We start from the raw sequence: 25,545 nt of genomic DNA, 5'->3' as shown, positions 1-25,545 counted from the left end.
TGCTCGCTAGCCGCCCGTGTCCCCGGGGCGGCGCAGTGCGGCCGAGACGAGGACGTCCGGGTCGTCGACCGCCTCCAGGAGGTAGTCGACGAGCCGGCGGACGGCGGGCCGGACCGGCGGGCGCCAGACGACCTCCAGGTCGAGGAGCAACGGCGGGTCGAGCGGTCGCACGACGATGCCGGCGACGTCCATGTGCTCGGCGACGCCGAGGATGCCCGGGGCCACGCCCGACCCCGCCGCGACCGCCCGCAGCATCGCCTCGGGGCTGTTGATGAGGTCCGGCTCGACGACGACCTGCCCCGCCTGCGCCCCTCCGGGCAGGAGGTGGTCGACGGTCCGCTGCCAGACGCCGGCGAACGGGGACCACGGGAACATCACCACCGTCGCCGCCGACCCCTCAGCGAGGGCGGCGACCGGGACCTCGGACCGGCCGGCGAGCAGGTGCCCCTGCGGCAGGACGACCCCGAACAGCACGGAACCGAGGACGAGGCCGTCGAGGTCGCGGTGCTCGTGCGGACGGTTCCAGACGACGGCCGCGTCGGCGCGCGCCTGCCGGACGGCCTCGACGGCGTCGTCCCCGGGACTGGAGGTCACCACGACCTCGGTGCCCGGGACGGCGACGCCGACGAGCCGCAGCGGGCCGTCGAGGACCCGCTCGGCCATCGTGCAGACCCGCAGGGTCACCTGCTCCAGGCGGTCCGGGCCCACGGACCGCACGTCCTCGCGCGCCCGGTCCACCTCGGCCAGGATCACGCGGGCCCGCTCCAGCAGGACGCGCCCCGCGGGCGTCAGCTCCGCCCCCCGGGGGGTGCGGTCGAAGAGCGTGACGCGCAGCTCGCGCTCCAGCGCGCGGATCTGCTGGGACATCGACGGGGTGGCGATGTGCAGGCGGCGTGCAGCGGCGGAGAAGCGGCGCTCCTCCGCCACGGCCACGAAGTACCTGAGCCGCCGCAGTTCCACACGGCGACGCTACCGCCGTGCGGGCCGTACAGGTCCAGTGTTAGGCGACGCCTCACGCTCCGGCGGACCTGCGTCACGGTGTCCGCGGTACGTGCGGCGTCGCGGGGTACCTGTCACGGGTCAGCGCCTCCCAACAGGTCGACCGACAGGTCCCGGTGGGCGGGAACCGGCCGACCCGTGAGGGGGACGCGTGCGCTCGTACCGGGAGGATGAGCTGCGACTGGCCGAGACCGCCACCTCGCCCGGCACTCCGTCCGTGCGCGCGCACGCCCTGCTCGAGGCGCTCCGCCGGCTCGTCCCGTTCGACGGGGCGTGGCTGGCGCTGGCCGACCCGCTCGGCCGCGGCTACCACTCGCTGGCGTGCGTCGACGTGGACGTCCCGACCGTGGAGCGCCTCTCGGGGGCGCTGGTGTCGCGGACCGCCCTCGCCGAGCGCCCGCGTCCGGCGCCGCCCCTGCCGGAGCCGCCGCACCCGCCGTCCCCGTTCCCCGAGGCGGTGGGCATCGACCTCGTGGCACCCGCGGGGCGACGCGTCGGGTTCCTCGCGCTGCTTCCCGGCTTCCACCGGCCGTCGTCGGGCAGCCGGCGTCGGCTCGGGCGGCTCGCCCCGGTGCTCGCGCGGGGCATCGACCCGATGCGTTCGCTGCTCGGCGCCGCCCACCTGGTGCACGGGGCCACGGCCGGTGCGGTGCTGTGCGCGGACGGCGGCTGCCGACCACTGCCGGACCTGCCGGTGGACCCGCTGCTGGACCCCCGCTCGGCAGTTCTGGCCGCGGCGCACGAGCGGATAGACGACGGGCGCGTGCACTCGTCGTTCCTCTGGCCGCTGGGCGGTCCGCACGCCCCGGACGGGCACGTCCGCGTCACGGTCCTGGCGGCACCCGAGGACGTGCCACCCGGGCTGACCGGGCTGGCCCTGCTGTCACCGGTGGCCGACCTGCACGGGCTGACCCCGCGGGAGATCGAGGTACTGGGGCTGCTGGTGGAGGGGTGCTCCAACCAGGAGATCGCCCGCGCTCTGGTCGTCGCCCCGCGGACCGTGGCCGCCCACCTGGAGCACATCCTCGGCAAGCTCGGGGCCCCGGCGCGGACCCTCGCGGCGGTTCGGGCGGAACGGGAGGGGCTGTACGTCCCGCGTCAGGAGCGCCACGGCGGATGAGCTCGGCGGCGGCGGGTCCGCCCCTCGTCTCAGCCCAGCAGGCCGCGGACCTCGCGGGCGAGGTCGACCGAGGCCTCGATCTCGACCCTGCGGTTGGTCAGGCTCTCGACGTTGATCCCGAACGGCAGGCCGAGCCGGCGGCAGAACGCGACGAGGGTCCGGGCGTTGACGACGCACTGCTCGTACGACACGGCCAGCGGGTCCGCGGAGCGGGTGATCTCGGTCCGCAGCCAGCCGGGGACGTCGATGCCCAGCCAGGACATGAACTCCAGGGTCGTCACCGAGCCGCACGGCGCCAGGGTCAGCACGACCGGCCGCGGGTCCACACCCCCGTCCCGGCAGCCGTAGGCGTAGTCGGACAGCAGGGTCCGGGTGCGGTCCAGGTCGTAGCAGACCTGGGAGACGAAGAACTCGCAGCCGGCCTCCTGCTTGCGCAGCATGCGCCGGTGCTCGGCCCCCGCACCCGCGTGCCGCTCGGCGATGACGACGCCGCCCATGCGCGGCGGACGCGCGAGCGCGGCGTGCCGGCGGTAGGCGTCAGGCAGGCTGGTCCGCACCGCCTGGTCCCGGGACGCCGCTCCGACCAGCACGGTCAGCACCCGGTCGCGCGGCGTCCCCGACAACCACCGGCCCAGCTCGTCGCCGCTGTACTTGCTCACGGCGCGGTAGACGACCACCGGTCCGGTCCAGCCGCCCAGGTGCCGGTCGAGGAAGACGGCCGGATCCATCATCGGCAGGAACGGGAACGGCCGCGGGGTGGAGGACCGGTCCGCCTCGTCGTCCACGTCGTAGAGGACCAGCCCGTCGACCCGCACCGACCGGAGCCGGGCCAGGGCCGCCCCGGCGACGGCGTCCGCCTGCTCGGGGGTGGTGGTCGCCCGCGGCGGGGTGAGGCCGTAGAGCAGGACACCGTCACGGGTCCTGGCCAGGAGCCCGGCCGCGGCGGTGGTCTCGCGGGACGTCATCCGTGGATCATGGCGGTCGGCCGGTCCCGTCGCAGCCGGCGGTGCACGATCACCCCGGCTGGTGCAGGTCGGCGTCGTGCACGAGCAGGGCGACCTGCACCCGGTTGGTGAGGTCGAGCTTGGTGAGGATCGCCGAGACGTGCGTCTTCACGGTGCCCAGGCTGATGTGGTGGGAGGCGGCGATCTCGGCGTTGGACGCCCCCGTGCCGACGGCGAGCGCGACGGCGCGCTCGCGGTCGGCCAGCAGGTCGAGGCGGCGGCGCGCGGCGGCGCGGCGGGTGTCCTGCCCGGGCTCCGTGACCCGGTCGATGAGGCGGCGCGTCACCTCCGGGGAGAGCACCGGGCGGCCCCGGGCGGCGAGGCGGATCGCGTCCACGAGCTCGTCGGGCGGGGTGTCCTTGAGCAGGAAGCCGGCCGCCCCGGCCCGCAGGGCGCGGAGCACGTGCGCGTCGGCGTCGAAGGTGGTCAGCACGATGACGTGCGGGGGCGACGGCTCGCGTCCGTCGGTCCGCGCGCGGCGGTGGAGCGTCTCGGTCGCCGTCAACCCGTCGGTGCCGGGCATGCGAATGTCCATGAGCACGACGTCCGGGCGGTGCTCGAGCGCCAGGGCCACCGCCTCGGCCCCGTCACCCGCCTCGGCGACCACCCGCAGGTCGGAGGCGCCGCGCAGCATCATGGTCAGGCCGAACCGGACGACGGGGTCGTCGTCGGCGACGAGCACGGTGATCACGTCGGCCACGGTAGCCACATCCCCACCCGCCAGCCGCCGGCGTCGGTCGGGCCGTGCTCCAGGCGCCCGCCGATCAGGGCGGCCCGCTCGGCCAGCCCGCGCAGCCCGTTGCCGCTGCCGGCCCGGCCGGGCGGGCCCGACGGGCGCGTGTTGACGACCTCGACGGCGAGGTGGTCGCCGGGCTCCCCGGTGATCCGGACGACGACCGCGGCTCCGGCGGCGTGGGCGCGGACGTTGGTGAGCCCCTCCTGCACCAGCCGGTAGAGCGTGCGACCGACCGCTGAACCCACGGCAGGACCGGCGGTCGTCACCCCCGCGTCGTCGCGCAGCTCGACGGGCGTCCCGGCGCGCACGGCCTCCTCGACCAGTCCGGGGACGTCCGCGACGCCGGGCGTGGGCAGCTCCCCCACCGGCGCCCGCAGCACGCCGATGACCTCGCGCAGGTCCTGCAGGGCTCGGTGGGCGTTCTCCCGCACCACCTCCGCGGCCCGGTCCAGCTCCTCGCGCGACGCGTCACGGTGGTAGGTCATCGCGCCGGCGTGCACGCTGAGCAGCGACAACCGGTGGCCCAGCACGTCGTGCATCTCCCGGGCCAGGGTCTCCCGCGCCTCGTGCTGGGCCTGCTCGGCCCGCAACCGCGCCTCGACCTCGGCCGCCGCGGCGCGGTCCCGCAGCGAGGCGATGAGCTGCCCGCGACTGCGCACCAGCAGGCCCCACACCACGACCGCCACGTGCACGGCGACGAGGAAGGCGAGCACCCCCCACCAGGGCAGCGTCGGCTCGGGCCGCAGGGTCTGGAGCACCCCGAGAGCGAGCACGCTGCCCACGAACACGACCGCGGTGGCCAGGGCCGGGGTCCGCACCGCCACGGTGAACAGCGCGATCAGCAGGGCGACCCACAGGGACTCGGCGAACGTGCTCAGCCCGATCAGCAGAGCGGCGACGACGAGCGGGCGCCGCCGCCGACCGGCCAGCGCGAGGCAGCCCACGGCGCCGGCGACGATGTCGAGCTGCAGCAGCCAGGTCGGAGCCACGGGCAGGACGTCCGCCCGCGACCGGACCGCCCACCACCCACCTGCGGCGGCGAGCAGGACGAGTAGGCCGTCGACCGTCCGGTCGCGGACCGTGCTCCCGCTGGCGTCCATGAACGCCGAGCGTAGGCAGACCGGCCGCCCACCGCCTCCGTCCGACGACGGAGCCGCCTCCGACTTCGGTCGGGACGGTGCAGGCCGTCGCCCGATCCGCCGCACCGGACGACCTTCCTAGCGTGGCCGATCATGACGACGAACCGTGCTGCCCTCCTCGCGCTCGGGGCGGTGGCGCTGGCGCTCACCGCCGGCTGCGCCCCGCCACCCCTCCCCGCCGGTCCCGCCGCAGCGTCATCGCTGACGTGGAGCACCTGTCCGGAGGACGTCGTGACCGCGGCCGCGCCGTCGGTGCTGGACTGCACGACCGTGCCGGTGCCGGTCGACCACGGCGACCCGGCGAGCGGCGGGATCGACATCATGATCTCCCGGTTGGCCGCCCCTGACCCGCAACAGCGGCGGGGCGTCCTGCTGCTCAACCCGGGTGGCCCGGGCGGGTCCGGGCTGACGCAGTCGGCGCTGCTGGTCGCCCAGGGCCTGCCCGCGAGCGTGACCGACAGCTACGACCTGATCGGTATCGACACCAGGGGGATCGACCACTCGGCCCCGGTGAGCTGCGGTTTCACCGTCGCCGGCCCCTACTTCGCCAACGTCCCGCCCTACGCGCCCGACGACGCGGCCGTCGTCGAGCGGGCGGAGGTCGCCGAGGCGGCGGCGCAGCAGTGCGCGCAGAACGACCGGGACGGCCTCCTCCCGCACCTGACCACCGCCGACATGGCCCGCGACATGGACCTCGTCCGCGCCGCGCTCGGCGAGGAGACGACCAACTTCCTCGGCTACTCCTACGGGTCGGCGCTCGGCGCGGCCTACGCGTCGATGTTCCCCGAGCGGTCCGACCGGATCGTGCTCGACAGCATCATCGGCGACACCCACCTCGACCGCGACGGCATGCGCCGCTACGCCCTGGGCATGGAACAGGCCTTCCCCGCCTTCGCGGACTGGGCCGCGCACCGCCACGACACCTACGGACTGGGCCGCACGGCCGACGAGGTGCGGGCGGCCTTCCTCGACACCGCCGCACGCCTCGACGAGCAGCCGGAGCAGGGCGTCGACGGCGCCGCCTTCCGGGCCACGACGTTCGCGTTCCTCTACAACGAGCTGCAGTACCCCCTGCTGGCGCAGCTGTGGCAGGGCCTGCGCACCGGCGTCCCGGTCCCGCCGCCGCCGGGCCCCGCACCGGACTTCGCCGCCCTGGAGAACTCCCTGACCGTGTTCCTGGCCGTCACCTGCAACGACGTCGACTGGCCCGAGGACGTGCAGACCTACCGCGACGCCGTCGCGCAGGACCGCGAACGGTTCCCGCTCTACGGCGCCGCCGCCGCCAACATCCTGCCGTGCGCCTTCTGGCCCTGGGAGCCGGCGGAGCCCCCGGTCGCGATCGACGGCGACGGGCCGACCGACGTCCTGCTCGTCCAGAACCTCAACGACCCGGCCACCCCCCACCGCGGCGCCGAGCTGCTCCGCGAGCGGTTCGGCGACCGGGCCCGGCTGGTGAGCGTCGACGACAGCGGCCACGGCGCGTACGTCCTGGGCGGCAACGCCTGCGCCTCCGACGTCACCACCCGCTACCTCGTCGACGGCGAGATGCCCGCCGACGACGTGTCCTGCCCCGCCTCCTGACGGCCCGTCCCCGAGGGGTGAGGATCGTGTTCCGGAAGTACAAGCGGCGCTGGCAGCTGTCGAAGGCCCGGCCGGGCGACGGGAGCCCGCTCCAGCCGTACCGGCTGTGGCAGCTGTTCTCCCGGTCGCTGTTCTCCACCGAGCTCGACGGCAGTGTCTTCGAGGTCGACGTCCGGCACGGGCGCGACAGCTCGTCCGGCAAGCGCCCCGCCGCGCTCTACCGCGACGGCGTCCAGGTCCTCGCCGGCAACCTCCCGGTGGCGTTCCCCGTGCCCGGCGGGGTCATCGAGGTGGCCGTCAGCGAGTACGGCGTCAAGCGCATGCACCTGATGGGGGACGACGGCCGCGAACAGGTACTGCGCCCGCACCCGCGATCCCAGGAGGGCCGGCGGGCGGCGTTCGACCGGCGCTTCCCCCGCACCAGCGCGGCCATCGGGGCGGTGGGCCTCGTCGTGCTGATCGTGGGCCTCGCCGTGACCCTCTCGGCGGCCGCCGAGCAGATCACCCGGATCGAGGTCGTCGCCCAGCACGTCGGCACGTTCGTCTCGCCGATCCACCTGTCCGGCTGGGTGAAGTTCGCTCTCCCCGCCGCCGGGGCCCTGGCCGCGGTCGACCGGGCGCTCCGGCTCAAGAGCACGTGGATGGCGGACTAGGGCTCGGACACTCGGGCCCTGGGATGGAGAGGAGGGATGGAGCTGAGGGGATTCGAACCCCTGACCCCTTGACTGCCTGCGTCGGCGCAAGCCGGCGCTCGACGCTGGTCAACGATCTCTTCGCGGGTTCGGACGACGGATCGTTGTCGTGCGGGCACGGCTGACGAGGTCGACCGTCGTACCCCGATCGCCTGTGGCTATGGCGAACCCGTCGACGAAGGCCTTGGCGAGGGCGAGGCCGTGCCCTCGGAAGCCGCTCGCGGCAACAGGTTTCCACCGTCCGTTGTCGCTGACGCGCACCCGGACCTCGTCAACCTTCCCCGGGCCTCGCACCCTCCGGTCGTGGGATCCGACGAGGCAGTCGACCCAGATCGACGGCGGGTCACGGCGATCTCCCACTGCCTCGACGAACGCGTGCTCTGCGGCGTTGGTGACGATCTCGCTGACGGCGTAGACCAGATCGTGCGATTCGTCCGGCGACCACCCCAGCTCGGCCAGCCACTCGTGAACCCGCTCCCGAGCCAGTGAGGCAGATGCCGTATCCGGCGCGAGGCAGAACGACAGGGATCGCCGGGGCACGGCTGCTGTTACCCGCCGACGAGCCCACCAAACCTGCGACCTCGGTCGGCGCGTGCGATCGAGCGTCAGCAGCAGCCATCCAGCGGTACGTGCGTCGACCGGTAGGGTCCGAGCCTGTGATTCCTGCCGGTGATGAGCGCACGCCCGACGGAAGCGGCTCAGCTGCCTACGTCCGGCCGGCGAGCGAGCAGCTGATGAGTGCGTACGTGCGGGATGGCGACACCGCGATCGTGGTGACTGTTGATGGTGCAGTCGACGCCCTGACGGTGCCGCGACTGCGCGACGCTCTGCACAAGGCCTTCGCCCGCCTTGACGGGCGGGTGCTGGTCGTCGATCTCAGTGCCGTGACGTTCTTCGGCTCCCCGGGCTTGCGCGCGCTCTCCGAAAGTGCGACCGAGGCCGCCCTGCACCATCGTGGTCTGCGCCCCTTGCGGATCGTTGTCGACAGCAGCCGCCCGGTGATCCGGCCGATCGAGATCGTCGGGTTGGACGGGGTCCTTTCCCTCTACCACGACGTCGAAGCAGCTCTTCGAGACAGCCCATGATCGGGCACGATGAGCGGCCGACCTGGCCGGTTGGCTACCGACGTTCGAGAACGGAGATCAGCGGCCATGGCTTTTCCCTCCAGCCATGATGAACACGCTCCAGGTCGAGGGCGTTCCGAGGTCAACGGATCCGCAGAAGCACCCGCAGCTCGATCCGCACACGGCCTGTCGCATGCGCTCGACAGGCTGCGCCTGACGCTCGGGGCCGACCTGGTCTCGGTATCGCTCGCGAGGGAGAAGGTCGCCGCGTGGTTGACCGCCAACACCTGGCCTCCTGCCAACGCCGGCGAGCTCGTGATGGTCGTGAGCGAGGCCGTCTCGAACAGCATCGAACACGGCTACCGTGTCGGTCCTGACATGTCCGAGCATCCCGGGATCGTGCGCCTGCACGCTCGGATTCTCGGCGACGGACCCGGCTACCGTTGCATCGATATGACCATCGCCGACGACGGGCGTTGGATCGAGCCGTCACACCGAATGCAGCCCGGCCATGGCCTGTTCCTGATCCGGGCACTCGTTGCCGAGCTGAGGATCGACGGTCGGCCTGACGGCACCACCCTGAGCATCCGCAGTCGTCCCGCGCCTGTTCGGTGAACCCCGCGTGCCGCCTCCGCGCGTCCATGCCACTCGGCGGCTCGTGGCAGACGCCTCTGTCGTACCGCCTGTCAGCCCCACTCATCGGTGACTGCACGGGCACTGCTTCCCGTTCACCGCTGACGACACCGGTGACGCGATGGAGTCAGATGTGGCCTGCGTGCTGTTCGACGCCGCGTTAGCCTGCAGCAGTGCGCACGGTCTCCTCCGCTCTGCGGGTCGTGGGCCGCGACGCCGAGCTCGCCGTGCTCGGAGGAGCTGTCGACCGGGCCGGCTCAGGACGCCTGACACTCATCACGGTCGAGGGTGAGGCGGGCATCGGCAAGTCCACGATCCTGTCCAGTGCGCTGACCGCGGCGGCTGCTCGGGGCGCGCGCGTCGTGTCCGGCGGAGGGGAAGAGCTGGAGCGCAGACGTCCTTTCGGGGTCTGGGTCGATGCGCTGGAGCTGACCCGGGCGTCGGCCGATCCGCGCCGTGTCGCGATCGCCACCCTCCTGACCACGGCAGCCCGCCCTGGAGGGCTGATCACGGTCAGCAGCGACCCTGGCCTGCAGTTCCAGGTGGTCGACGCCGTGGTGGATCTCCTCGAGGATCTCGCACACGAGCGTCCCCTCGTCATCGGACTCGACGACCTGCACTGGGCCGATCCGGCCAGCCTGCTGACGCTGACCGTGCTCGCCCGCCGCCTGGCGGGGGCGCCCGTCGCCGTCATCGTCTGCCGGCGTCCCCTGCCGGCACTGCCGGACCTGGAGCGGGCGCTCGCCCGCGTCGGCGCGGCGGGGGCCGTCACCCTGCGTCTCGACGGCCTCCCCGACGATGCCGTCGTCGACCTGGTCGGACAGCTCGTGGCGGCGCCACCGGATGCGCGCCTCGTTCAGGAGGTGTCGGGAGCCGGCGGCAACCCGCTGCTGGTGGCCGAGCTGCTCGCCGCCTTCGCCACCGAGGGGGCGGTTGCCGTGCGCGACGGCCGTGCGGTGTTGTCCACGGCTGATCCGCTGCCCGGTCTCCGCCTGTCCACGGTCCGGAACCTGGGTCTCCTGCCCGCCGAGACGCTGTCCACGCTCCGTCCCGCGTCGGTGCTGGGGGGGCGGTTCGCGGTGACCGACCTGGCCACCACGACCGGCCGCTCTGTGGTGGACCTGGCCACCGCGCTGGAGCCCGCGATGGCCGCGCGCGTGCTCGTCGAGGACGGGCAGTGGTTGCGCTTCCGTCACGACCTGCTCCGAGACGCCGTGTACGCCGACCTGCCGCAGGGTGTGCGCCGCGGCCTGCACCGGGAGGCGGCGAGCAGGCTCGCCGCGGCCGGTGCGCCGTCTCTGGTGGTGGCCGAGCAGCTGTCGCGGGGCGCCGTGGCGGGTGACGCCGGCGCGGTCGACGGCCTGGTCGTAGCGGCCCGGGAGGTCGCGCCGCAGTCACCTGCTGCGGCCGCCGATCTGCTCGCCCGCGCGATCGAGCTGATCGGGCCAGGCGGACCGGAACGGGACCGGTTGCTGGCCGAGCGCGTCACCAGCCTGTGGTGGGCAGGCGAGCTGACAGCCGTGGAGCAGGTGTGCCGCGCTCTGCTGACGGATCGACGTGATCCCGAGGTCGAGCAGACCGCCCGGCTCTGCCTGGCCCGCACACTGATCATGACCGGCCGGATGGCGGAGGCACTGCCGGAGCTGGATCGGGTGGCGTCCTCGGGCGGTCCCTCCGCGAGGGCCGCCGCGCTCGGGTGGGCGAGCGTCGCCCGGGGGTCGATCGGCGATCTCGACGGAGCGGAGACCGCCGCCAGGGCCGCTCTGGCCGCTGCCGAGCGGGTGGGCGAGCCCGTCGTCACCGGGGTCGCCCTGAACTCACTGGCCGCGGTCGCCGAGCACCGCGGCGACCCGGCCGGTGCGCTGCGGATCCTCGACGACGCCGTCGGACGCGCGGACCGCAGCCCCGCCCGCGTCGGCCACCGCTACCCGCTGCACGTCACCCGCGGTCACGTGCTCCTCGAGCTCGACGAGCTCCCCCGTGCCCGGGCCACCTTGGAGACCGGCAGGATCCTCGGAGAGCGGCTCGGCACGCGCTGGGCTCTGCCGAGCTACGAGGTGTTCCTTGCTGTCGAGCGCTTCCTGGCCGGGGAGTGGGACGACGCGATCACCGGTCTGGAGACCGGCTTCGCGCTGGCCGAGGAGACCGGCGAGCGCTACAGCCTCGTGTTCGGCCTCTCCGTCCTCGCGGTCATCCACCTCCACCGGGGTGACCTCGGGCGGGCGGAGGAGGCGCTCGACCACGCGGACCGGGAGCTGCGCACGGGCGGCCCGGCGTTCCGCGACGACCGGGTCGGCTGGGCCCGGGCGCTGTTGCTGGAGGCACAGGGGGCTCCGGACCAGGCGTTCGAGGTGCTCGCCGCGGCGTTCCGCCGTTGCGCCGACTCGGGCCGGGTCGTCGAGTTCCCCGTGCTGGGGCCGGACCTGGTCCGCCTCGCCGCGGCGACGGGCGATCGCGAGTCCGCCGGCCGGGTGGTCGACGCCGTCGACCTGACCGCCGGCCGGGGCATCCCCTCCTGGGACGCCGTGGCGATGCGCTGCCGGGGCCTCCTGACGGCCGACGCCGCACTGCTGACCGCTGCTGTCGACGTAGGCGCCGGGCGGCCGCTGCACCTGGCTGCGACGGCCGAGGACGCCGCGGCGGCGAACCCGGACCCGTCCATCGCCTGCGCGCTGCTGGAGCGGGCGGCCGAGGCATGGGCCGGGTTGGGCGCCACCCGCGGTGTCGACCGGGTCGACGCGGCGTTGCGCGATCGGGGAGTGCGCCGGGGCCGTCGCGGACGGCGGGCGCGCCCGCGCACGGGCTGGGACAGCCTGACCCCGACCGAGCGCCGGGTCGTCGCGCTCGTCGCCGAGGGTCTGTCGAACCCGCAGATCGGGGACCGGCTCTTTCTGTCCCGGCGCACCGTGCAGACCCACGTCGGGCACGTGTTCGGCAAGCTGGGGTTGTCCTCCCGCGCCGAACTCGCCGCGGCGGCTGCTCGGCGCGCCGGCTGAACGCCGACGCGATCTCGGCGCACTGGCGGATGTTCCGCGCATCTCCGTGCTGCAGCGTGGGTCCATGCCTCCTGCACCCGACGACCGTCCGGGCCCGTCCAGGAACCTCGCCGTCGACTTCTGCGGCGTCAGCCGGTCCTACGGCCGGGTGCGGGCCGTGGCCGGACTGGACCTGCGGATAGCCGAGGGCGAGGTGGTCGCACTCCTCGGCCCCAACGGCGCGGGCAAGTCCACGACGCTCGACATGGTGCTCGGCCTCACCGACCCCGACACCGGGACAGCGCGGGTGCTCGGGACGACTCCCGCCGACGCCGTGCGGCACGGGCGGGTCGGTGCGGTCCTGCAGACCGGTGAGCTGCTCCCGCACGTCACCGTCGGCGAGCTGGTCGAGCTCGTCGCCGCGCTGCACGACCGCCCGCTCGGCGTCGACGACGCACTGCGCACCGCCGGCATCGGCGACCTGCGGTCCCGCCGCACGACCGCGCTCTCGGGCGGGCAGGTCCAGCGGGTGCGGTTCGCCGTCGCGCTCGTGGGCGATCCCGTCCTGCTCGTCCTCGACGAGCCGACCGCATCCCTCGACGTCGCGTCCCGGGCGGCGCTGTGGGAGACGATCCGCGGCCAGGCGCAGGCCGGGCGGACGATCCTGTTCGCCACGCACCACCTCGAGGAGGCCGACACCTACGCGGACCGCATCGTGCTCCTCGCGCGGGGCCAGGTGGTCGCCGACGGGCCCGTCACAGAGCTCACCGGCGCCACGAGGGGCCGCACGCTCCGCGCCACCGTGCCCGGCGCCGACCTCGACCGGCTGTCGGCCCTGCCGGGCGTCCGCACGGCCGAGGCGCGCGGCGAGGCGGTCGTCCTCCACTGCACCGACTCCGACCGGGCACTGCGGGCGCTCCTGTCGACCGGGCCCAGCGCCCGCGACATCGAGGTCACCGGCGCCGACCTGACCGATGCCTTCCTCGCCCTGACCGCGGACCCTCCGCGGTGAACGCCACCTACCTGCGCCTGGAGATCCTGCGGGTGCTGCGCGTGCCGCAGCTGCTGCTGTTCACCGTGGTCCTGCCCCTGGTCCTGTTCCTGGTCTTCGCCGGGCTCTTCGGCGACGCGCGTTTCGGCGGCGTGTCGTCGACGGCGTACACGATGCAGGGCATGGCGGCGTACGGGTCGCTCGGCGGGGCCTTGTTCTCCACCGCCTCGATCGCCCTGGAGCGGCGGATCGGCTGGAACCGCCAGCTCCGGCTGACGCCGCTGCCCCCCAGCCACTACGTACTGGTCAAGGGGCTGACCGCCTGGCTCGTCACCCTGCCGGGGCTCGTCCTGGTCTACTCCGCGGGGGCCCTGGTCGGGGTGTCGCTGCCGTGGTGGCGGTGGCTCGCGCTGGCCGGCACCACCTGGGCCGCGCTGCTGCCGTTCGTCGTGCTGGGGATCGCGCTCGGGTTCACCGGCAGCAACGAGTCCGTCCAGGCGGTGAGCACGTTCGTACTGCTGGCCCTGTCACTCCTGGGCGGCGTCTGGTTCCCGATCGAGATCCTGCCCGATTGGGCGCAGACCGTCGCCCGGGCGCTCCCCTCCTACTGGCTCAACGCCGTCGGCCGCTCCGTCATCGGCGGGCCCGGAACCGGCTGGACCGGCGTCACCGTCCTCGCCACGTGGACCGCCGCGCTCGGCCTGTTCGCGGCCGCCCGCTACCGCAGCGGCGCCCGGCGGGCCTGATCCGCGAGAAGAGAGAACGATCATGCGCAACGCATCGCGCACCTCCACCTGCCTCGACCGGCCGACCGCCCGCCTCCTGTCGGCGGGCAGCTCGAAGCCCAGGCCGGCGCAGAAACCCGTGTACCGCTGCCGGTGACCGGCCAGCGACGCCACCGTGTCCGGGTCGAGGGCGATCCGGCGGTCCTGGTGGGTCTTGGTGTCCTGCCAGCGCAGCGCGCACAGCTCGCCCCGGCGGACGCCCGTCGCAGCGGTGGTCGCAGCTGTGCGACCGGGGTGTGCGGTGCTCGACGAAGGGCCGGCGGTTGCAGCGCGCCCGGCAGCGCCGGAGCTCGACGTAGAAGGAGTCGAACACCGCGGCCCGCAGCGCGCCGACCTTCTGCTTGCCGATCAGCGGCACGATGTGGGTCCGCGTGAGCGTCCGGTACGTCGACAGCGTGCTGGGCTCCACCTCGAGCAGCTCGAAGTGCTCGGTCAGCAGCTGCTCGACCGTCGCTGTGGTCCGCGGATTGCGCTGCTCGTCGACCTGGACGGCGAGCCGACGCAGCGCCTTGTCCGCCTCGACGGCCGCGCGAGGCCCGGCCGGGATGATCTCGCGCAGGTAGTGCCGGCGCTTGGTGAGCGGGTCCTGACCGGCGTAGACGACGACGCGCAGCGACCCGCTGGGGAGCTGCTCGATGCGGCCCTTGGAGCGGGCCCGGCGTCGCGGCGCCGTAAAGGTCAGGTGCAACGCTAGTACGGATCCGCACCAAGTTTCCGCACCACAGATGTCGGTGGGGATAACTCAAGCGGAGTGTTTCCGCTGGTGAGGAAGGGTGGAGCTGAGGGGATTCGAACCCCTGACCCCTTGACTGCCAGTCAAGTGCGCTACCAGCTGCGCCACAGCCCCTTGCCCCGAAGAAGTTACACGAGCCCCGACACCCCGCGACAACCGGGTCGACTCCGTCCGCCCTCCCCCTACGTTCGCGGCGTGCAGCCCGCGGACATCGCCCGCATCGTGTCCGTCTCCTGCCCCGCGCTCTCCCCGGACGGGCGGCGGGTGGGGTTCGTCGTCGGCCGGATCGACCTCGACGCCAACCGCCGGCGAAGCGCCGTGTGGATCGCCGACGTCGACGGGACGACGGCCCCTATGCGCTGACGGCCGGGGAGCACGGGGACGGGTCGCCCGCCTGGTCGCCGGACGGCCGCCGGCTGGCGTACACGAGCGGGGATGGGGAGGGCGGCGGGTCGTGCCCGTCGACGGACCCGGGGAGACCGTCACGGTCTGCGCGCGGAACGAGGCCGTGGAGGCGCCGGTGTGGTCGCCGGACGGCACGCGGATCGCGTTCGCCTCCCGCGAGCGGCTGCACGAGCTCGGCCCCGCCGGCCGCACCGGGCCGCGGCCGCTCACCGACTCCGCGCTGTCGCTGTCGATGCCCGCCTTCTCCCCCGGCGGCACGCGGATCGCCGTGCTCGCCGGGGACGTCACGGCAGCACCGGCGACACGCACGCGTTCTCCCGCGAGATCCGCGCGCCCGAGGCGGCCGAGCACCCGGGATCGGGATGGGGCGGGCGCGGCGCGCAGGACGTCCTCGCCGTCCTCGACGCCGTGCTCGACGGCGACCCGGGCTCGACCGCGACCGCCTCGGTGTCCTCGGCGGCTCCTACGGCGGATACCTCACGACGTGGCTCGTCGCGCACACCGACCGGTTCGCCGCGCGCAACGGCTCGCCGCGCCACCGGATCCAGCGCGCCGAGCTGATCCTCGACTTCTTCGGACGCCACCTCGGCGGCGCGCGGCCGGAGGCGGACTGGCTCCGGTGAGGCCGACCGGCAGGCGCTCGTCCGCATCGCCGCGAAGCTGCGGATCCGCCCCGGCGACGAGCCGCGCTGACGCCGGCTCAGGCCGCGAGGGCCTTCTGCAGCCAGCCGGTGTCGCTGATGTCGACGCGGGCGCCGTCGAGCAGGACGGTCGGCGTGCCGAAGTTGCCGTCGGCGTTGCGCAGCGCCGGGTCGTCGATCGCGGCGCGGGTCATGGCCGTCACCGCGTCGGCGTTGGTGCCGCCGGTGATGCAGGGGCCGAGGTCGGCGCCCAGCTCCGTGCCGAACGCGATGAGCTGCTCGTCGGAGAGGCCGGCGCTGCCCTCGGCGGGCTGCTCGGCGAACAGGCGCTGGTGGTAGGCGGGGTGGATGCCGGCGGGCACCGAGCAGAGCGCCGCGTTGGCCGCGCGCGAGGAGTAGCCGACGGGGTCGGTCTGCTGGTCGAGGATCGCCACCGAGTGGTACCGGACGGTGATGCGGCCGGCGTTGAGGGCCTCGGTCAGCTCCTCGCCGTAGCGCTCCTCGAAGCGCTCGCAGACCGGGCAGAGGAAGTCCTCGTAGACGTCGACGACCATCGGCCCGCTCCCCGCGGTGACGACACCGCCGGCCGCGGTCGTGGTGTACGTCGGCACCACCGCGGTCTCGCCGGAGTCGCGGTTGAGCAGCACGACGACGCCCACCACCAGCGCGACGACCGCGAGCGAGGCCACCGCGATGAACGTGGTGCGCTTCGAGTCGCGCGCGTGGGTCGGAGGCGTGATACCGGCCGCCCGCAGCCGTGCGTTCGCCGCCTCCTGCCTGCGCTTCTTCTCGTTGCGCGACGCGCCGCCCATGCCTCTCCCTACACCCGTGAGTCCACCGCGGCCACCGTCCGCGGCCGCACCACCAACCACACCGCGAGGGCCAGGAAGCCCGTGTCGCGGACGATCTCCTGCAGGTACGCCGTCTGCCCGGGCTCGACCTGGCCACCGCCACCGAAGCAGCCGCAGTCGATCGAGAGCCCGCGCGCCCACGCCTGCGCCACCCCGGCGAGGAACACCAGGAGCAGCAGCGCCGACGCCGCCGCGACCGCCCGCGTGCCCAGCCCGAGCAGCAGGAGCACGGCGAGCGCGATCTCCAGCCACGGCAGGATCCCGGCCACCAGCTCGACACCCGGGCGCGGGAGCACGTCGTACGCCCGGACCGCGACGTAGGTCTGGTCGGGGTCGAGAGCCTTCGGGATCCCGGACAGCAGCCAGACCGCGGCCAGCCCCAGACGCGCGAGCGTGCCGACGACGTCGAGCGATCGCTGCACCCGGCCAGCCTAGGGACCCCCTCAGAACTCCTCGCGCGCGGACTCCTGCTCCAGCACGGCGTCGAGGTCGCCCAGGCGGTTCATCGACGCCACGGCGCGGGAGGTGCGGTTGTTGGCGGCGAGCAGGTCGCGGTGGCGGTGGGTCCAGGCCCAGTACCCGGCCGTGTACGGGCAGGCGTCGTCGCCCAGGCGCTTCTTCGGGTCGTAGGCGCAATCGCGGCAGTGGTCCGACATGCGGTTCACGTACGCGCCACCGGAGCTGTAGGGCTTGGTCGCGAGCCTGCCGCCGTCGGCGTGCTGGCTCATCCCGATCACGTTGGGCGGCATCACCCACTCGAACCCGTCGACGAACGACTCGCGGAACCAGTCCGACAGCGCGCGCGGGTCGTAGCCGCGCTGCAGGGCGTGGTTTCCGAGGATCATCAGGCGCTGGATGTGGTGGGCCCAGCCGCGGTCGCGCACGCCGGCCAGCGCCGTCGACAGGCACTTCGCGGTGACGGCGTCGGCGTCGAGCGAGGTCCACCACTCCGGCAGCGGGGTGTGCGCGCGCAGGGCGTTGTCGCGCATGTAGTCGCGGCCGAAGCGCCAGTAGAGCTGCCACATGTACTCGCGCCACCCGAGCACCTGGCGGACGAAGCCCTCGGCGCTCGGCAGCGGCACGTCGCCCGAGCGGTAGGCCGACTCGGCCTCCCGTGCCACGTCGAGCGGGTGCAGCAGGCCGAGGTTGAGCGGCACCGACAGCAGCGAGTGCGCCATCGCCCAGTCCTCGGTCAGCATGGCGTCCTCGGGCGGGCCGAAGTGCGGCAGCCGCTCCTGCACGAAGTGCGCGAGCGCGCGGCGGGCCTCCGCGGCGGTGACGGCGAACCAGCGCGGGCCGTCGGCGCCGACCGTCGGGAGGTCCAGCGCTTCGAGGTCGCGGCGCACCCCGTCGTCGATCGCGTCCTCCGGCGGCTGCCACGGCCCGGCGACGTCCAGGCGCGCGACGCCCTTCGGCGGCGGCTCCCGGTTCTCCTTGTCGTAGTTCCACGTGCCGCCGACCGGCTCCCCCGCCTCCATGAGCACGTCGAAGCGGCGGCGCTGGGAGCGGTAGAAGTCCTCCATGCGGAACGTGTCGCGGTCGCCCGCCCACTCGTCGAAGTCGGCGCGGGGCAGCGCGAACGTCGGCGTCGGCAGGACCTCCTCGACCAGGCCCTCGGCGTGGAGCCGTTCGACGAGGTCCGCCGCGGCGAACGACGTCGGCTCGTGGACGACGACCGGGCGCCCCACCTGCTCCAGGGCCTCGCGGTAGGTGTCGGTGCGCAGGTAGGTGGCGCGGTCGCCGAGCTCGTCGGCGAGATGGCGCATGCCGGAGAGCACGATGTGCAGCTTCTGGCGGTGGAACGGGCGGCTGCGCAGGACCCGCGCCGACTCGACGAGCACGACCTCGCGGTCGCGGTGCGCGTCGGTGTCGTGGACGTGCGGGCCGAGCTGGTCGGCGAACAGCCAGAGCGGAGCGGGCACGGCGCCAGTCTCGGTGCAGCGCGCCCGGGACGCGACCGGAGCAGGATGTCGCCATGACCCAGGTCCCCGGCCCCGCCGAGTTCGCCGCGCACGACCACGCCCACCACTCCGACGTGAGCGGCGGCTGGCTGCGCGCGGCCGTGTTCGGCGCGATGGACGGGCTCGTGACCAACATCGCGCTGGTCGCGGGCGTCGGCGGGGGCGGAGGCGGGCGGTCGCTGGTGATCCTCACCGGGATGGCCGGCCTCGTCGCGGGCGCGTTCTCGATGGCGCTGGGCGAGTTCGCGTCGGTCGACACGCAGAACGACGCCGTCCGCCACGAGGTCGACGTCGAGCGCACCGAGATCCGCCTGCACCCCGACGCCGAGCGGGCCGAGCTGGCCGCGACGTACGAGCGGATGGGGCTGACGCGGCCCACCGCGGAGGCGGTCGCCCGCGAGGTCCACGGCGACCCGGAGCTCGCCGTGCGCGTCCACATCACCCAGGAGCTCGGCGTCGACCCGGACGACAAGCCGTCGCCCTGGATCGCGGCGGTGTCGTCGTTCCTGTGCTTCGCGGTCGGCGGGATCGTGCCGCTCGTGCCGTTCCTGCTGGGCTCGTCGTCGCTGCTGCTGGGGCTCGTCGTCGGCGGGGTGGGGCTGGTCGTCGCCGGGGCGCTGACGGCGCGGTTCACCACCCGCCCGTGGTGGCTCGCCGGGCTGCGCCAGCTCGCGTTCGGGGCGATCGCGGCCGGGGCGACGTTCCTCGTCGGCTCGCTGATCGGGGTGAACGTGGCCGGTTAGGGGCGGATCACGTCTCCGGGCAGGACACCGTGACCGGCGGCTCGACGAGCCGCGGCAGCGTCTCGGGGGCGCGCAGCCAGAACGCCCAGCCCACGGCCAGCACGACGCCGGTGATCCCGAAGGCCGGCCCGTAGCCGACGAGCTCGGCGAGGCCGCCGGCCAGCACCGGACCGAGGATGGCGCCGGTGTCCGAGGCCATCTGGAACCCGGCGAGCACGGTGCCGCCGCGCCCGCCGGTGCCGATGACGTCGCCGACCGCGGCCTGCAGCGGCGGGTTGACCAGGCCGCTGCCCAGCCCGGCGACGAGGCTCACGGCGAGGAACAGCACCGGGTCCTCGACGTAGCCGAGCACACCCGTGCCCACCGCGGCGACGGCCAGCCCGAGCAGCATCGGCGGGCGGCGGCCGAAGCGGTCGGCGAACCGGCCCGAGACGACGAGCGTGGCCGCGTTGCCCGCCGCGAAGACGGCGAGCGCGATGCCCGACCACGCCTCCGGCTGCCCCAGCGCCTCGACGACGAGCAGCGGCACCAGCGCGACGCGCGCCCCGAACACCGCCCAGCCGACGCCGAAGTTGGCCACCAGCGCGGCGCGGTAGGTGCGGTGACGCAGGGCCTCGCGGAACGTGACCGTGGTGACCGGGGCCGCGCCGGGCACGGGCGCCGCCACGTCCGTGCGGCCCCGCAGCAGCACCCCGCTGACCACCACGACCACCACGAGCACGGCCGCGTACACGAGGAACGGCGCGCGCAGGCTGATCGCGACGAGCCCGCCGCCGGCCAGCGGGCCCACGATGTTGCCGAGCAGGAACCCGGTGGCCCACATCCCCGACGCACGCCCGCGGATCTCCGGCGGGGACAGGCGGATCAGCAGCGAGACCGCCGAGATCGTGAACATCGTGGACCCGATGCCGCCGAACGCCCGCAGCGCGAGGAGGTGCCAGTACTCGCCGGCGAACGCCATGGCCGCCGTCGACACCGCGACGATCAGCAGCCCGGCGTTGAACACCCGGAGCTCGCCGATCCGGCCGACCAGCCAGCCGCTCGACGGCGCGAACACCAGCCGGGCCAGGGCGAACACGCTGATGACGAGCCCGGCCGCGGCGATGCCGACGTCGAAGCTGCGGACGAAGACCGGCAGTGTCGGGGCGACGAGCCCGAAGCCGATGGCGATGAGGAACGAGGCCCCGACCAGCACCCAGATCTCGCGCGGCAGGCGTGCGGGGGCGCGCGGGGCGTCGACCTCGACCACCCGCGACTCCTCTCACGTCCGTGCCACTGCTAACGGAACCGACCCTACGCCCCGCCGCAGCCCGCCCGCTCCGCCCGTCGGACTCCCCCGTCTGTCACTGTGGAACCACACGGAGCAGACCGACAGGGGCGTGGCAGTGACCGCAGGACCGGCCGTCGAGGACGGGTTGGGGGCGAGCAGCCTCGTCGAGCTCGCCGTGCGGCGGCTGCGCAGCGAGATCCTCAGCGGGGCCCTGGTGCCGGGTGAGCGGCTGGTCGAGGAGCAGCTCACGCGCCGTTTCGGCACGAGCCGCGCGCCGCTGCGGGAGGCGCTGCGCCTGCTCGGGCAGCAGGGCCTCGTGGAGCACCTGCCCCGGCGCGGGGTACGCGTCACCGAGCTGTCGGCGCGCGACATCGACGAGCTGTTCAGCCTGCGCGACGCCCTCGAGCGCTTCGCCGTCGACCGCGCGCTGCGCGCCGGCACCCGCCCGTCCACCGCCGCCCTGCGCGCCGCCACCGAGCAGATGGAGCGGGCCGCGCAGGCGGGCGACGCCGCTGAGCAGGCCGCCGGGCACCGCGCGTTCCACCTGGCACTGGTCGGACTGGCCGACCACCGCCAGCTGCTGCGCACCTACGAGCCGGTGCTCACGCAGCTGCAGCTCTACATGGCCACGAACCTGCGCCGGGAGGCCGTGGCCGCGTCGCCGCAGGAGGGGGCGGACCGCCACCGCCGGCTGTGCGACGCCGTCGACTCGGGTGACCTCGACGCCGTCCTCACCGAGCTCGGCCACCACGGCGCCCGCACCTACCTCGCCCCCGAGCTGGACGGCTAGACAGCGTCACACGGGCTTAACGCGGCAGACCTGCCGTCGACACCAAACGGTCGACAATCGACAGAATGCAGATCGCGACCGTCGCCCTCGGAGTGCGCTCCCTGCGCGCCGCCTACCGGTCGGGTGCGCTGACCCCCCACGACGTCGTCGACGAGGTGCTCGACCGCATCGCCGCCCGCGGTGACGACGGCGTCTGGATCTCCCGGTCCACGCGCGCGGAGCTGCACGAGCAGGCCTCGTCGCTGCGCTCGGTCGACCTCCCCCTCTACGGCGTGCCGTTCGCCGTCAAGGACAACATCGACGTCGCCGGCCTCCCGACGACGGCCGCCTGCCCCGCCTTCGCCCACGACCCCGCGGCCGACGCCACGGCCGTGCGGCTGCTGCGGGAGGCGGGGGCGATCGTCGTCGGCAAGACCAACCTCGACCAGTTCGCGACCGGGCTGGGCGGCGGCCGCTCCCCCTACGGCGCGCCCGAGTCGGTGTTCGGCGGCGACCTCGTCTCGGGCGGGTCCAGCTCCGGCAGTGCCGTCGCCGTGGCGGCGGGCGAGGTCGCGTTCTCGCTGGGCACCGACACGGCCGGTTCCGGGCGCGTCCCGGCCGCGATGAACGGGATCGTCGGGCTCAAGCCGACGCGCGGGCTGGTGAGCACGGCGGGCGTGCTGCCCGCGTGCCGGTCGCTGGACTGCGTGAGCGTGTTCGCCCACGACCTCGACGACGCGGCCGACGTGCTCGCGGTCCTGGCCCGTCCCGACCCGGCGGATCCCTGGTCGCGCTCCGCGCTCGTGAGTGGCGAACGTGGTCCTGGCCCTGGTTCGCACTCACGGGTGCTCGTGGCCACCGGACTCGACTTCGAGGGCGACACGGCCATGGAGGCCGCGTTCGCCGCCGTCGCCGAGCGCGCGCAGCCCGTCGGCACCACCCCGGTCGGGCCGCTGCAGGAGGCGGGCGACCTGCTCTACACCGGGCCGTGGGTCGCCGAGCGGCTCGCCGGACTGGAGTCCTTCCTGGACGAGCACCCCGACGACGTGCTCCCCGTGACGCGCGCCGTGATCGAGGCCGGCCACGGCTTCAGCGCCGTCGACGCCTTCCGCGCCCGCCACCGCCTCCAGGAGCTCCGCGCCGGGTGCGACCGCCTGTGGGACCGCGCCGACGTCCTCCTGCTCCCCACCGTCCCGACGACGTTCACGCGCGCGCAGCTCGCCGAGCAGCCCGTCGCCCGCAACCTCGTCCTCGGTCGCTACACGCAGTTCGCGAACCTGCTCGACCTCGCCGCCGTCGCCGTTCCCGCCGGGACCACCGCCGACGGACGGCCCGTCGGGGTCACCCTGCTCGGTCCCGCCTTCTCCGAGGACCGCCTGATCGCCACCGCACGCCGGATGACCACCTGGGAGGCCGCATGACCGCGTCAGTCACCACGAGGGCCCGCATCGGGCCCGTCGCCGCGAACCCCTACCCGTGGCCCTACGACGGCAGCGTCGACGCCGCCCGCACCGCGCTGATCTGCATCGACTGGCAGGTCGACTTCTGCGGGCCCGGCGGCTACGTCGACCGGATGGGCTACGACATCGGGCTCACCCGCGCCGGGCTGCCGGCCACTGCGGCGATGCTCGCGCACGCCCGCGCCACCGGGATGCTCGTCGTCCACACGCGGGAGGGGCACGCGCCGGACCTGTCGGACCTGCCGGCCAACAAGCGCTGGCGCAGCGCTCGGATCGGCGCCGAGATCGGCTCGCCCGGACCCACCGGGCGGATCCTCGTGCGCGGCGAGCCGGGCTGGGAGATCGTGCCGGAGGTCGCGCCGATCGAGGGCGAGGTGCTGCTCGACAAGCCGGGCAAGGGGGCGTTCTACGCCACGAACCTCGACCTGGTGCTGCGCACGCGGCAGATCACGCACCTGATCCTCACCGGCATCACCACCGACGTCTGCGTGCACACGACCATGCGCGAGGCCAACGACCGCGGCTACGAGTGCCTGGTCCTGTCCGACTGCACCGGCGCCACCGACCCGTCCAACCACACCGCGGCCCTGCACATGGTGACCATGCAGGGCGGGGTGTTCGGCGCGGTCGCCACGTCGACCGCCGTCATCGAGGGGACCACCCCGTGAGCACCGTGCCCGCCGACCCCTACCCCTTCGTGTTCGACCCGGCGTCGACCGCGCTGGTCATCATCGACATGCAGCGCGACTTCGTGGAGCCCGGCGGGTTCGGCGAGACGCTGGGCAACGACGTCTCGTGGCTGCAGGCCGTCGTGCCGCCGCTGCAGAAGGTGCTGGCCACCGCCCGCGACGTCGGCCTCACGGTGATCCACACGCGCGAGGGCCACGTGCCCGACCTGTCGGACTGCCCGCCCGCCAAGCTCAACCGCGGCGACCCGTCCCTGCGCATCGGCGCGCCCGGGCCCAAGGGCCGCATCCTGATCCGCGGCGAGTACGGCCACGACATCATCGACGAGCTCCGGCCGGTCCCGGGCGAGCTCGTCATCGACAAGCCGGGCAAGGGCTCGTTCCACGGCACCGCGCTCGGCGCGGAGCTCGCGCAGCGGGGCATCACCAGCCTCGTCGTCACCGGCGTCACCACCGAGGTGTGCGTGCACACCACCGTCCGCGAGGCCAACGACCGCGGCTACGAGTGCCTCGTGCTGTCGGACTGCGTCGGCTCGTACTTTCCGGAGTTCCAGCGCGTCGGCCTCGAGATGATCTCCGCCCAGGGCGGGATCTTCGGTTGGGTCGCGCCCTCGGAGTCGTTCCTGCACGCCCTCACCCCCCAGGAGATCCCGTCATGACGACCACCGGAGCCGAACCCGTGAAGCTGTCCTGGTGGGTCGCGGGCGACACCAACGCGTTCTTCGGGCTGGGGTTCAACACCCTGGTCAACGTGCTGGTGCTGTCCGGGCTGTGCCTGGGCGTCGTGAACATCCCGGGCGCCGACGTGTTCGGGGTGATCCTCCCGGCGCTGGGCGTGCAGCTGCTGATCGGCAACGTCTACTACACCTACCTCGCACGGCGGCTGGCGAGGAGGGAGAACCGCACCGACGTCTGCGCGATGCCCTACGGCCCGTCGGTACCGCACATGTTCATCGTGGTCTTCGTGATCATGCTGCCGATCTACCTCGCGACGGGCGATCCGATCGTCGCCTGGACCTCGGGGCTCGCCTGGTCGTTCATCATCGGCATCATCGTGCTGATCGGGGCGTTCGTCGGCCCGTACATCCGCAGGTACACGCCGCAGGCCGCCATGCTCGGTACGCTCGCCGGCATCTCCATCGCGTTCATCTCGATGCGCCCGGCCGCCCAGATGTGGGAGGCGCTCTGGATCGCGTTCCCGGTCATGGTGATCATCCTGATCGGCTTCTTCACCGACCTGAAGCTGCCCGGCAACATCCCCGTCGGGCTCGCGGCCCTGCTCGTCGGCTCGGCGATCGGCTGGATCGGCGGGTTCATGTCGGTGCCCGACGTGATCGACGCCGCCGGGAACGTCGCGCTCTCGCTGCCGGCCTTCGACATCCCCCGCCTCATCGACGGCCTCGCCAACGTCGCCCCGCTGCTCGCGACCGCCATCCCGCTGGGCATCTACAACTTCACCGAGGGCATGGCCAACGTCGAGAGCGCGGCCGCCGCGGGTGACGAGTACGACCTGCGCGCGATCCTCGGGGCCGACGGCGCCGGTGCGGTCGTCGGCGCGGCGCTGGGCTGCCCGTTCCCGCCCGCCGTCTACATCGGCCACCCCGGCTGGAAGGCCGCGGGCGGCCGCACGAGCTACTCGCTCGCGTCGGGCGTCTTCATCGCGCTGATGTGCTTCCTCGGCATGTTCTCGCTGCTCGGAGCCCTCCTGCCGCTGCCGGCGATCGTCCCGATCCTGCTCTACATCGGCCTGCTGATCGGCGCGCAGGCGTTCCAGGAGGTGCCCAAGCGGCACGCCATCGCGGTCGTCTTCGCGATCATCCCGAACATCGCGTCCTGGGCCGGCGGGCTGATGACCAACGCCGTCGGTGCGGCCGGGAGCACCCCGGCCGAGGTCGGCGAGGAGGGCTTCGCGAACGCCGGGCTCGTCTACCACGGCACGCTGCTGCTGGGCGGCGGCGCGATCCTGGCCGGCATGGTGCTCGGCTCGATCGTCGTGTTCATCATCGACAAGAAGTTCGTGCCGGCCGCGATCTACTGCTTCGTGGGAGCCGCGCTGGGCTTCGTCGGGCTGATCCACGCCGAGTCGGTGGGCTGGAACGTCGGCGGGCAGATCGCGCTGGGCTACCTGTTCGCCGGGATCATCCTGCTGGCGTTCGCGGCCTTCACGCGGGGCACGCCGGTGGGTGGGGAGCCCGAGGACGGGTCCGAGGTGCCGGCTCAGCGGGAGGCGGAGGAGTCCGCGGCGCCGGCGATGGCGCCGATCGACACCACGCGCCCGGCGACGGCGTGACGGCGCAGGCTCCCGAG

The 25,545-nt window shown here is 73.9% G+C and carries 26 protein-coding genes and 1 tRNA gene; 17 read left to right on the top strand and 10 right to left on the bottom strand.

All coding sequences use genetic code 11. The annotated features are described in order from the left end of the window. Window positions 1–6 precede the first annotated feature (6 nt). Window positions 7–960 (bottom strand): LysR family transcriptional regulator, encoded by a 954-nt coding sequence (locus I4I82_RS20115; protein ID WP_218592435.1) that lies wholly within the window; start codon window positions 958–960, stop codon window positions 7–9. A gap of 190 nt (window positions 961–1,150) precedes the next feature. Between I4I82_RS20115 and I4I82_RS20110 the strand changes: the two genes are divergently transcribed. Then, on the top strand, window positions 1,151–2,119 hold the full coding sequence (locus tag I4I82_RS20110) for a response regulator transcription factor (protein ID WP_218592434.1): 969 nt from the start codon (window positions 1,151–1,153) through the stop codon (window positions 2,117–2,119). Window positions 2,120–2,148: 29 nt separating this feature from the next. Here the strand turns inward: I4I82_RS20110 and I4I82_RS20105 are convergent, their stop codons facing one another. From I4I82_RS20105 to I4I82_RS20095, 3 genes are read right to left on the bottom strand one after another with little or no spacing between them, the layout of a single operon-like run. Beyond that, complete coding sequence (locus I4I82_RS20105; protein WP_218592433.1) at window positions 2,149–3,084, bottom strand: 5,10-methylenetetrahydrofolate reductase; 936 nt, start codon at window positions 3,082–3,084, stop codon at window positions 2,149–2,151. 49 nt (window positions 3,085–3,133) lie between these two features. Further along, window positions 3,134–3,814, bottom strand: coding sequence for a response regulator transcription factor (locus I4I82_RS20100; protein WP_218592432.1), 681 nt, complete (start codon window positions 3,812–3,814; stop codon window positions 3,134–3,136). Further along, on the bottom strand, window positions 3,811–4,959 hold the full coding sequence (locus tag I4I82_RS20095) for a sensor histidine kinase (RefSeq protein WP_218592431.1): 1,149 nt from the start codon (window positions 4,957–4,959) through the stop codon (window positions 3,811–3,813). The genes I4I82_RS20100 and I4I82_RS20095 overlap by 4 nt, the downstream gene beginning before the upstream one ends. Before the next feature lie 132 nt (window positions 4,960–5,091). Here I4I82_RS20095 and I4I82_RS20090 point away from each other — a divergent pair, with 132 nt between their 5' ends. Both I4I82_RS20090 and I4I82_RS20085 read left to right on the top strand, forming a co-directional pair. Then, window positions 5,092–6,579, top strand: coding sequence for an alpha/beta hydrolase (locus I4I82_RS20090; protein WP_218595933.1), 1,488 nt, complete (start codon window positions 5,092–5,094; stop codon window positions 6,577–6,579). Window positions 6,580–6,605: 26 nt separating this feature from the next. Beyond that, window positions 6,606–7,232 carry a hypothetical protein gene (locus I4I82_RS20085; protein WP_218592122.1) on the top strand — a complete coding sequence of 209 codons (627 nt, stop codon included), beginning with the start codon at window positions 6,606–6,608 and terminating at the stop codon, window positions 7,230–7,232. A gap of 108 nt (window positions 7,233–7,340) precedes the next feature. Here the strand turns inward: I4I82_RS20085 and I4I82_RS20080 are convergent, their stop codons facing one another. After that, window positions 7,341–7,811, bottom strand: a complete 471-nt coding sequence (locus tag I4I82_RS20080; RefSeq protein WP_218592123.1) for an ATP-binding protein — start codon at window positions 7,809–7,811, stop codon at window positions 7,341–7,343. 116 nt (window positions 7,812–7,927) lie between these two features. Here I4I82_RS20080 and I4I82_RS20075 point away from each other — a divergent pair, with 116 nt between their 5' ends. The 6 genes from I4I82_RS20075 (at window position 7,928) to I4I82_RS20050 (ending at window position 14,413) form a co-directional block, all read left to right on the top strand. After that, entirely contained in the window at window positions 7,928–8,356 is a 429-nt protein-coding gene (locus I4I82_RS20075; RefSeq protein WP_218595932.1) for an STAS domain-containing protein, read from the top strand. A gap of 66 nt (window positions 8,357–8,422) precedes the next feature. Beyond that, window positions 8,423–8,950 (top strand): ATP-binding protein, encoded by a 528-nt coding sequence (locus I4I82_RS20070; RefSeq protein WP_218592125.1) that lies wholly within the window; start codon window positions 8,423–8,425, stop codon window positions 8,948–8,950. A gap of 191 nt (window positions 8,951–9,141) precedes the next feature. After that, window positions 9,142–11,964 carry an ATP-binding protein gene (locus I4I82_RS20065; protein WP_218592126.1) on the top strand — a complete coding sequence of 941 codons (2,823 nt, stop codon included), beginning with the start codon at window positions 9,142–9,144 and terminating at the stop codon, window positions 11,962–11,964. 64 nt (window positions 11,965–12,028) lie between these two features. Then, entirely contained in the window at window positions 12,029–12,955 is a 927-nt protein-coding gene (locus I4I82_RS20060) for an ABC transporter ATP-binding protein (protein WP_218592127.1), read from the top strand. Then, window positions 12,952–13,680, top strand: coding sequence for an ABC transporter permease (locus tag I4I82_RS20055; protein WP_218592128.1), 729 nt, complete (start codon window positions 12,952–12,954; stop codon window positions 13,678–13,680). The genes I4I82_RS20060 and I4I82_RS20055 overlap by 4 nt, the downstream gene beginning before the upstream one ends. A gap of 280 nt (window positions 13,681–13,960) precedes the next feature. Further along, on the top strand, window positions 13,961–14,413 hold the full coding sequence (locus I4I82_RS20050; protein WP_218592129.1) for a hypothetical protein: 453 nt from the start codon (window positions 13,961–13,963) through the stop codon (window positions 14,411–14,413). A gap of 80 nt (window positions 14,414–14,493) precedes the next feature. On the opposite strand, the gene I4I82_RS20045 is transcribed toward I4I82_RS20050, so the two are convergent. Then, a tRNA-Ala gene (locus tag I4I82_RS20045) sits at window positions 14,494–14,566 on the bottom strand. Between the two features lie 81 nt (window positions 14,567–14,647). Here I4I82_RS20045 and I4I82_RS20040 point away from each other — a divergent pair. Together I4I82_RS20040 and I4I82_RS20035 are read left to right on the top strand one after the other, a co-directional pair. Beyond that, window positions 14,648–14,815 (top strand): hypothetical protein, encoded by a 168-nt coding sequence (locus I4I82_RS20040; RefSeq protein WP_218592130.1) that lies wholly within the window; start codon window positions 14,648–14,650, stop codon window positions 14,813–14,815. A gap of 404 nt (window positions 14,816–15,219) precedes the next feature. Continuing rightward, window positions 15,220–15,480, top strand: a complete 261-nt coding sequence (locus tag I4I82_RS20035) for a prolyl oligopeptidase family serine peptidase (protein ID WP_225920632.1) — start codon at window positions 15,220–15,222, stop codon at window positions 15,478–15,480. A 77-nt stretch (window positions 15,481–15,557) separates the two neighbouring features. Here the strand turns inward: I4I82_RS20035 and I4I82_RS20030 are convergent, their stop codons facing one another. Genes I4I82_RS20030 through I4I82_RS20020 form a run of 3 tightly spaced genes read right to left on the bottom strand, consistent with a single transcriptional unit; the run spans window position 15,558 to window position 18,271 of the window. Next, entirely contained in the window at window positions 15,558–16,310 is a 753-nt protein-coding gene (locus I4I82_RS20030) for a DsbA family protein (protein WP_218592131.1), read from the bottom strand. 8 nt (window positions 16,311–16,318) lie between these two features. Further along, the gene (locus I4I82_RS20025; RefSeq protein WP_218592132.1) at window positions 16,319–16,771 is read right to left on the bottom strand and encodes a MauE/DoxX family redox-associated membrane protein; all 453 of its coding nucleotides are present in this window, start codon (window positions 16,769–16,771) and stop codon (window positions 16,319–16,321) included. Between the two features lie 21 nt (window positions 16,772–16,792). After that, window positions 16,793–18,271, bottom strand: a complete 1,479-nt coding sequence (locus tag I4I82_RS20020; protein ID WP_218592133.1) for a cryptochrome/photolyase family protein — start codon at window positions 18,269–18,271, stop codon at window positions 16,793–16,795. A 53-nt stretch (window positions 18,272–18,324) separates the two neighbouring features. Between I4I82_RS20020 and I4I82_RS20015 the strand changes: the two genes are divergently transcribed. Further along, window positions 18,325–19,053: a VIT1/CCC1 transporter family protein gene (locus I4I82_RS20015; protein ID WP_218595931.1), complete on the top strand. Its 729-nt coding sequence runs from the start codon at window positions 18,325–18,327 to the stop codon at window positions 19,051–19,053. A 7-nt stretch (window positions 19,054–19,060) separates the two neighbouring features. Here the strand turns inward: I4I82_RS20015 and I4I82_RS20010 are convergent, their stop codons facing one another. Then, window positions 19,061–20,302, bottom strand: a complete 1,242-nt coding sequence (locus I4I82_RS20010) for an MFS transporter (protein WP_218593640.1) — start codon at window positions 20,300–20,302, stop codon at window positions 19,061–19,063. A gap of 136 nt (window positions 20,303–20,438) precedes the next feature. Between I4I82_RS20010 and I4I82_RS20005 the strand changes: the two genes are divergently transcribed. From I4I82_RS20005 to I4I82_RS19985, 5 genes are all read left to right on the top strand, one after another. Next, a complete protein-coding gene (locus I4I82_RS20005; RefSeq protein ID WP_218593642.1) occupies window positions 20,439–21,113 on the top strand; it encodes a GntR family transcriptional regulator in 675 nt (224 codons plus the stop codon). 65 nt (window positions 21,114–21,178) lie between these two features. Next, the gene (atzF, locus tag I4I82_RS20000; RefSeq protein ID WP_218593639.1) at window positions 21,179–22,513 is read left to right on the top strand and encodes an allophanate hydrolase; all 1,335 of its coding nucleotides are present in this window, start codon (window positions 21,179–21,181) and stop codon (window positions 22,511–22,513) included. Next, a complete protein-coding gene (gene biuH / locus I4I82_RS19995) occupies window positions 22,510–23,220 on the top strand; it encodes a biuret amidohydrolase (RefSeq protein ID WP_218593638.1) in 711 nt (236 codons plus the stop codon). Before atzF ends, biuH begins: the two co-directional genes overlap by 4 nt. Beyond that, the gene (locus I4I82_RS19990) at window positions 23,217–23,897 is read left to right on the top strand and encodes a cysteine hydrolase family protein (RefSeq protein ID WP_205347055.1); all 681 of its coding nucleotides are present in this window, start codon (window positions 23,217–23,219) and stop codon (window positions 23,895–23,897) included. The genes biuH and I4I82_RS19990 overlap by 4 nt, the downstream gene beginning before the upstream one ends. Beyond that, window positions 23,894–25,528, top strand: coding sequence for a regulator (locus tag I4I82_RS19985; RefSeq protein WP_218593637.1), 1,635 nt, complete (start codon window positions 23,894–23,896; stop codon window positions 25,526–25,528). The genes I4I82_RS19990 and I4I82_RS19985 overlap by 4 nt, the downstream gene beginning before the upstream one ends. Window positions 25,529–25,545 lie beyond the last annotated feature (17 nt).

Origin of the sequence: Pseudonocardia oceani, assembly GCF_019263585.2 — a bacterium.
In the GTDB taxonomy this organism is placed as follows: domain Bacteria; phylum Actinomycetota; class Actinomycetes; order Mycobacteriales; family Pseudonocardiaceae; genus Pseudonocardia; species Pseudonocardia oceani.
This window is presented reverse-complemented; position numbering and strand designations above follow the sequence as displayed.

What these genes read in the sequence shown, in the direction of transcription:
- I4I82_RS20105 (WP_218592433.1), bottom strand. Translation starts at nt 3,084, where the DNA reads ATGACGTCCCGCGAGACCACCGCCGCGGCCGGGCTCCTGGCCAGGACC.
- I4I82_RS20095 (WP_218592431.1), bottom strand. Translation starts at nt 4,959, where the DNA reads ATGGACGCCAGCGGGAGCACGGTCCGCGACCGGACGGTCGACGGCCTA.
- I4I82_RS20090 (WP_218595933.1), top strand. Translation starts at nt 5,092, where the DNA reads ATGACGACGAACCGTGCTGCCCTCCTCGCGCTCGGGGCGGTGGCGCTG.
- I4I82_RS20070 (WP_218592125.1), top strand. Translation starts at nt 8,423, where the DNA reads ATGGCTTTTCCCTCCAGCCATGATGAACACGCTCCAGGTCGAGGGCGT.
- I4I82_RS20060 (WP_218592127.1), top strand. Translation starts at nt 12,029, where the DNA reads ATGCCTCCTGCACCCGACGACCGTCCGGGCCCGTCCAGGAACCTCGCC.
- I4I82_RS20035 (WP_225920632.1), top strand. Translation starts at nt 15,220, where the DNA reads ATGGGGCGGGCGCGGCGCGCAGGACGTCCTCGCCGTCCTCGACGCCGT.
- I4I82_RS20030 (WP_218592131.1), bottom strand. Translation starts at nt 16,310, where the DNA reads ATGGGCGGCGCGTCGCGCAACGAGAAGAAGCGCAGGCAGGAGGCGGCG.
- I4I82_RS20015 (WP_218595931.1), top strand. Translation starts at nt 18,325, where the DNA reads ATGACCCAGGTCCCCGGCCCCGCCGAGTTCGCCGCGCACGACCACGCC.
- atzF (WP_218593639.1), top strand. Translation starts at nt 21,179, where the DNA reads ATGCAGATCGCGACCGTCGCCCTCGGAGTGCGCTCCCTGCGCGCCGCC.
- biuH (WP_218593638.1), top strand. Translation starts at nt 22,510, where the DNA reads ATGACCGCGTCAGTCACCACGAGGGCCCGCATCGGGCCCGTCGCCGCG.
- I4I82_RS19985 (WP_218593637.1), top strand. Translation starts at nt 23,894, where the DNA reads ATGACGACCACCGGAGCCGAACCCGTGAAGCTGTCCTGGTGGGTCGCG.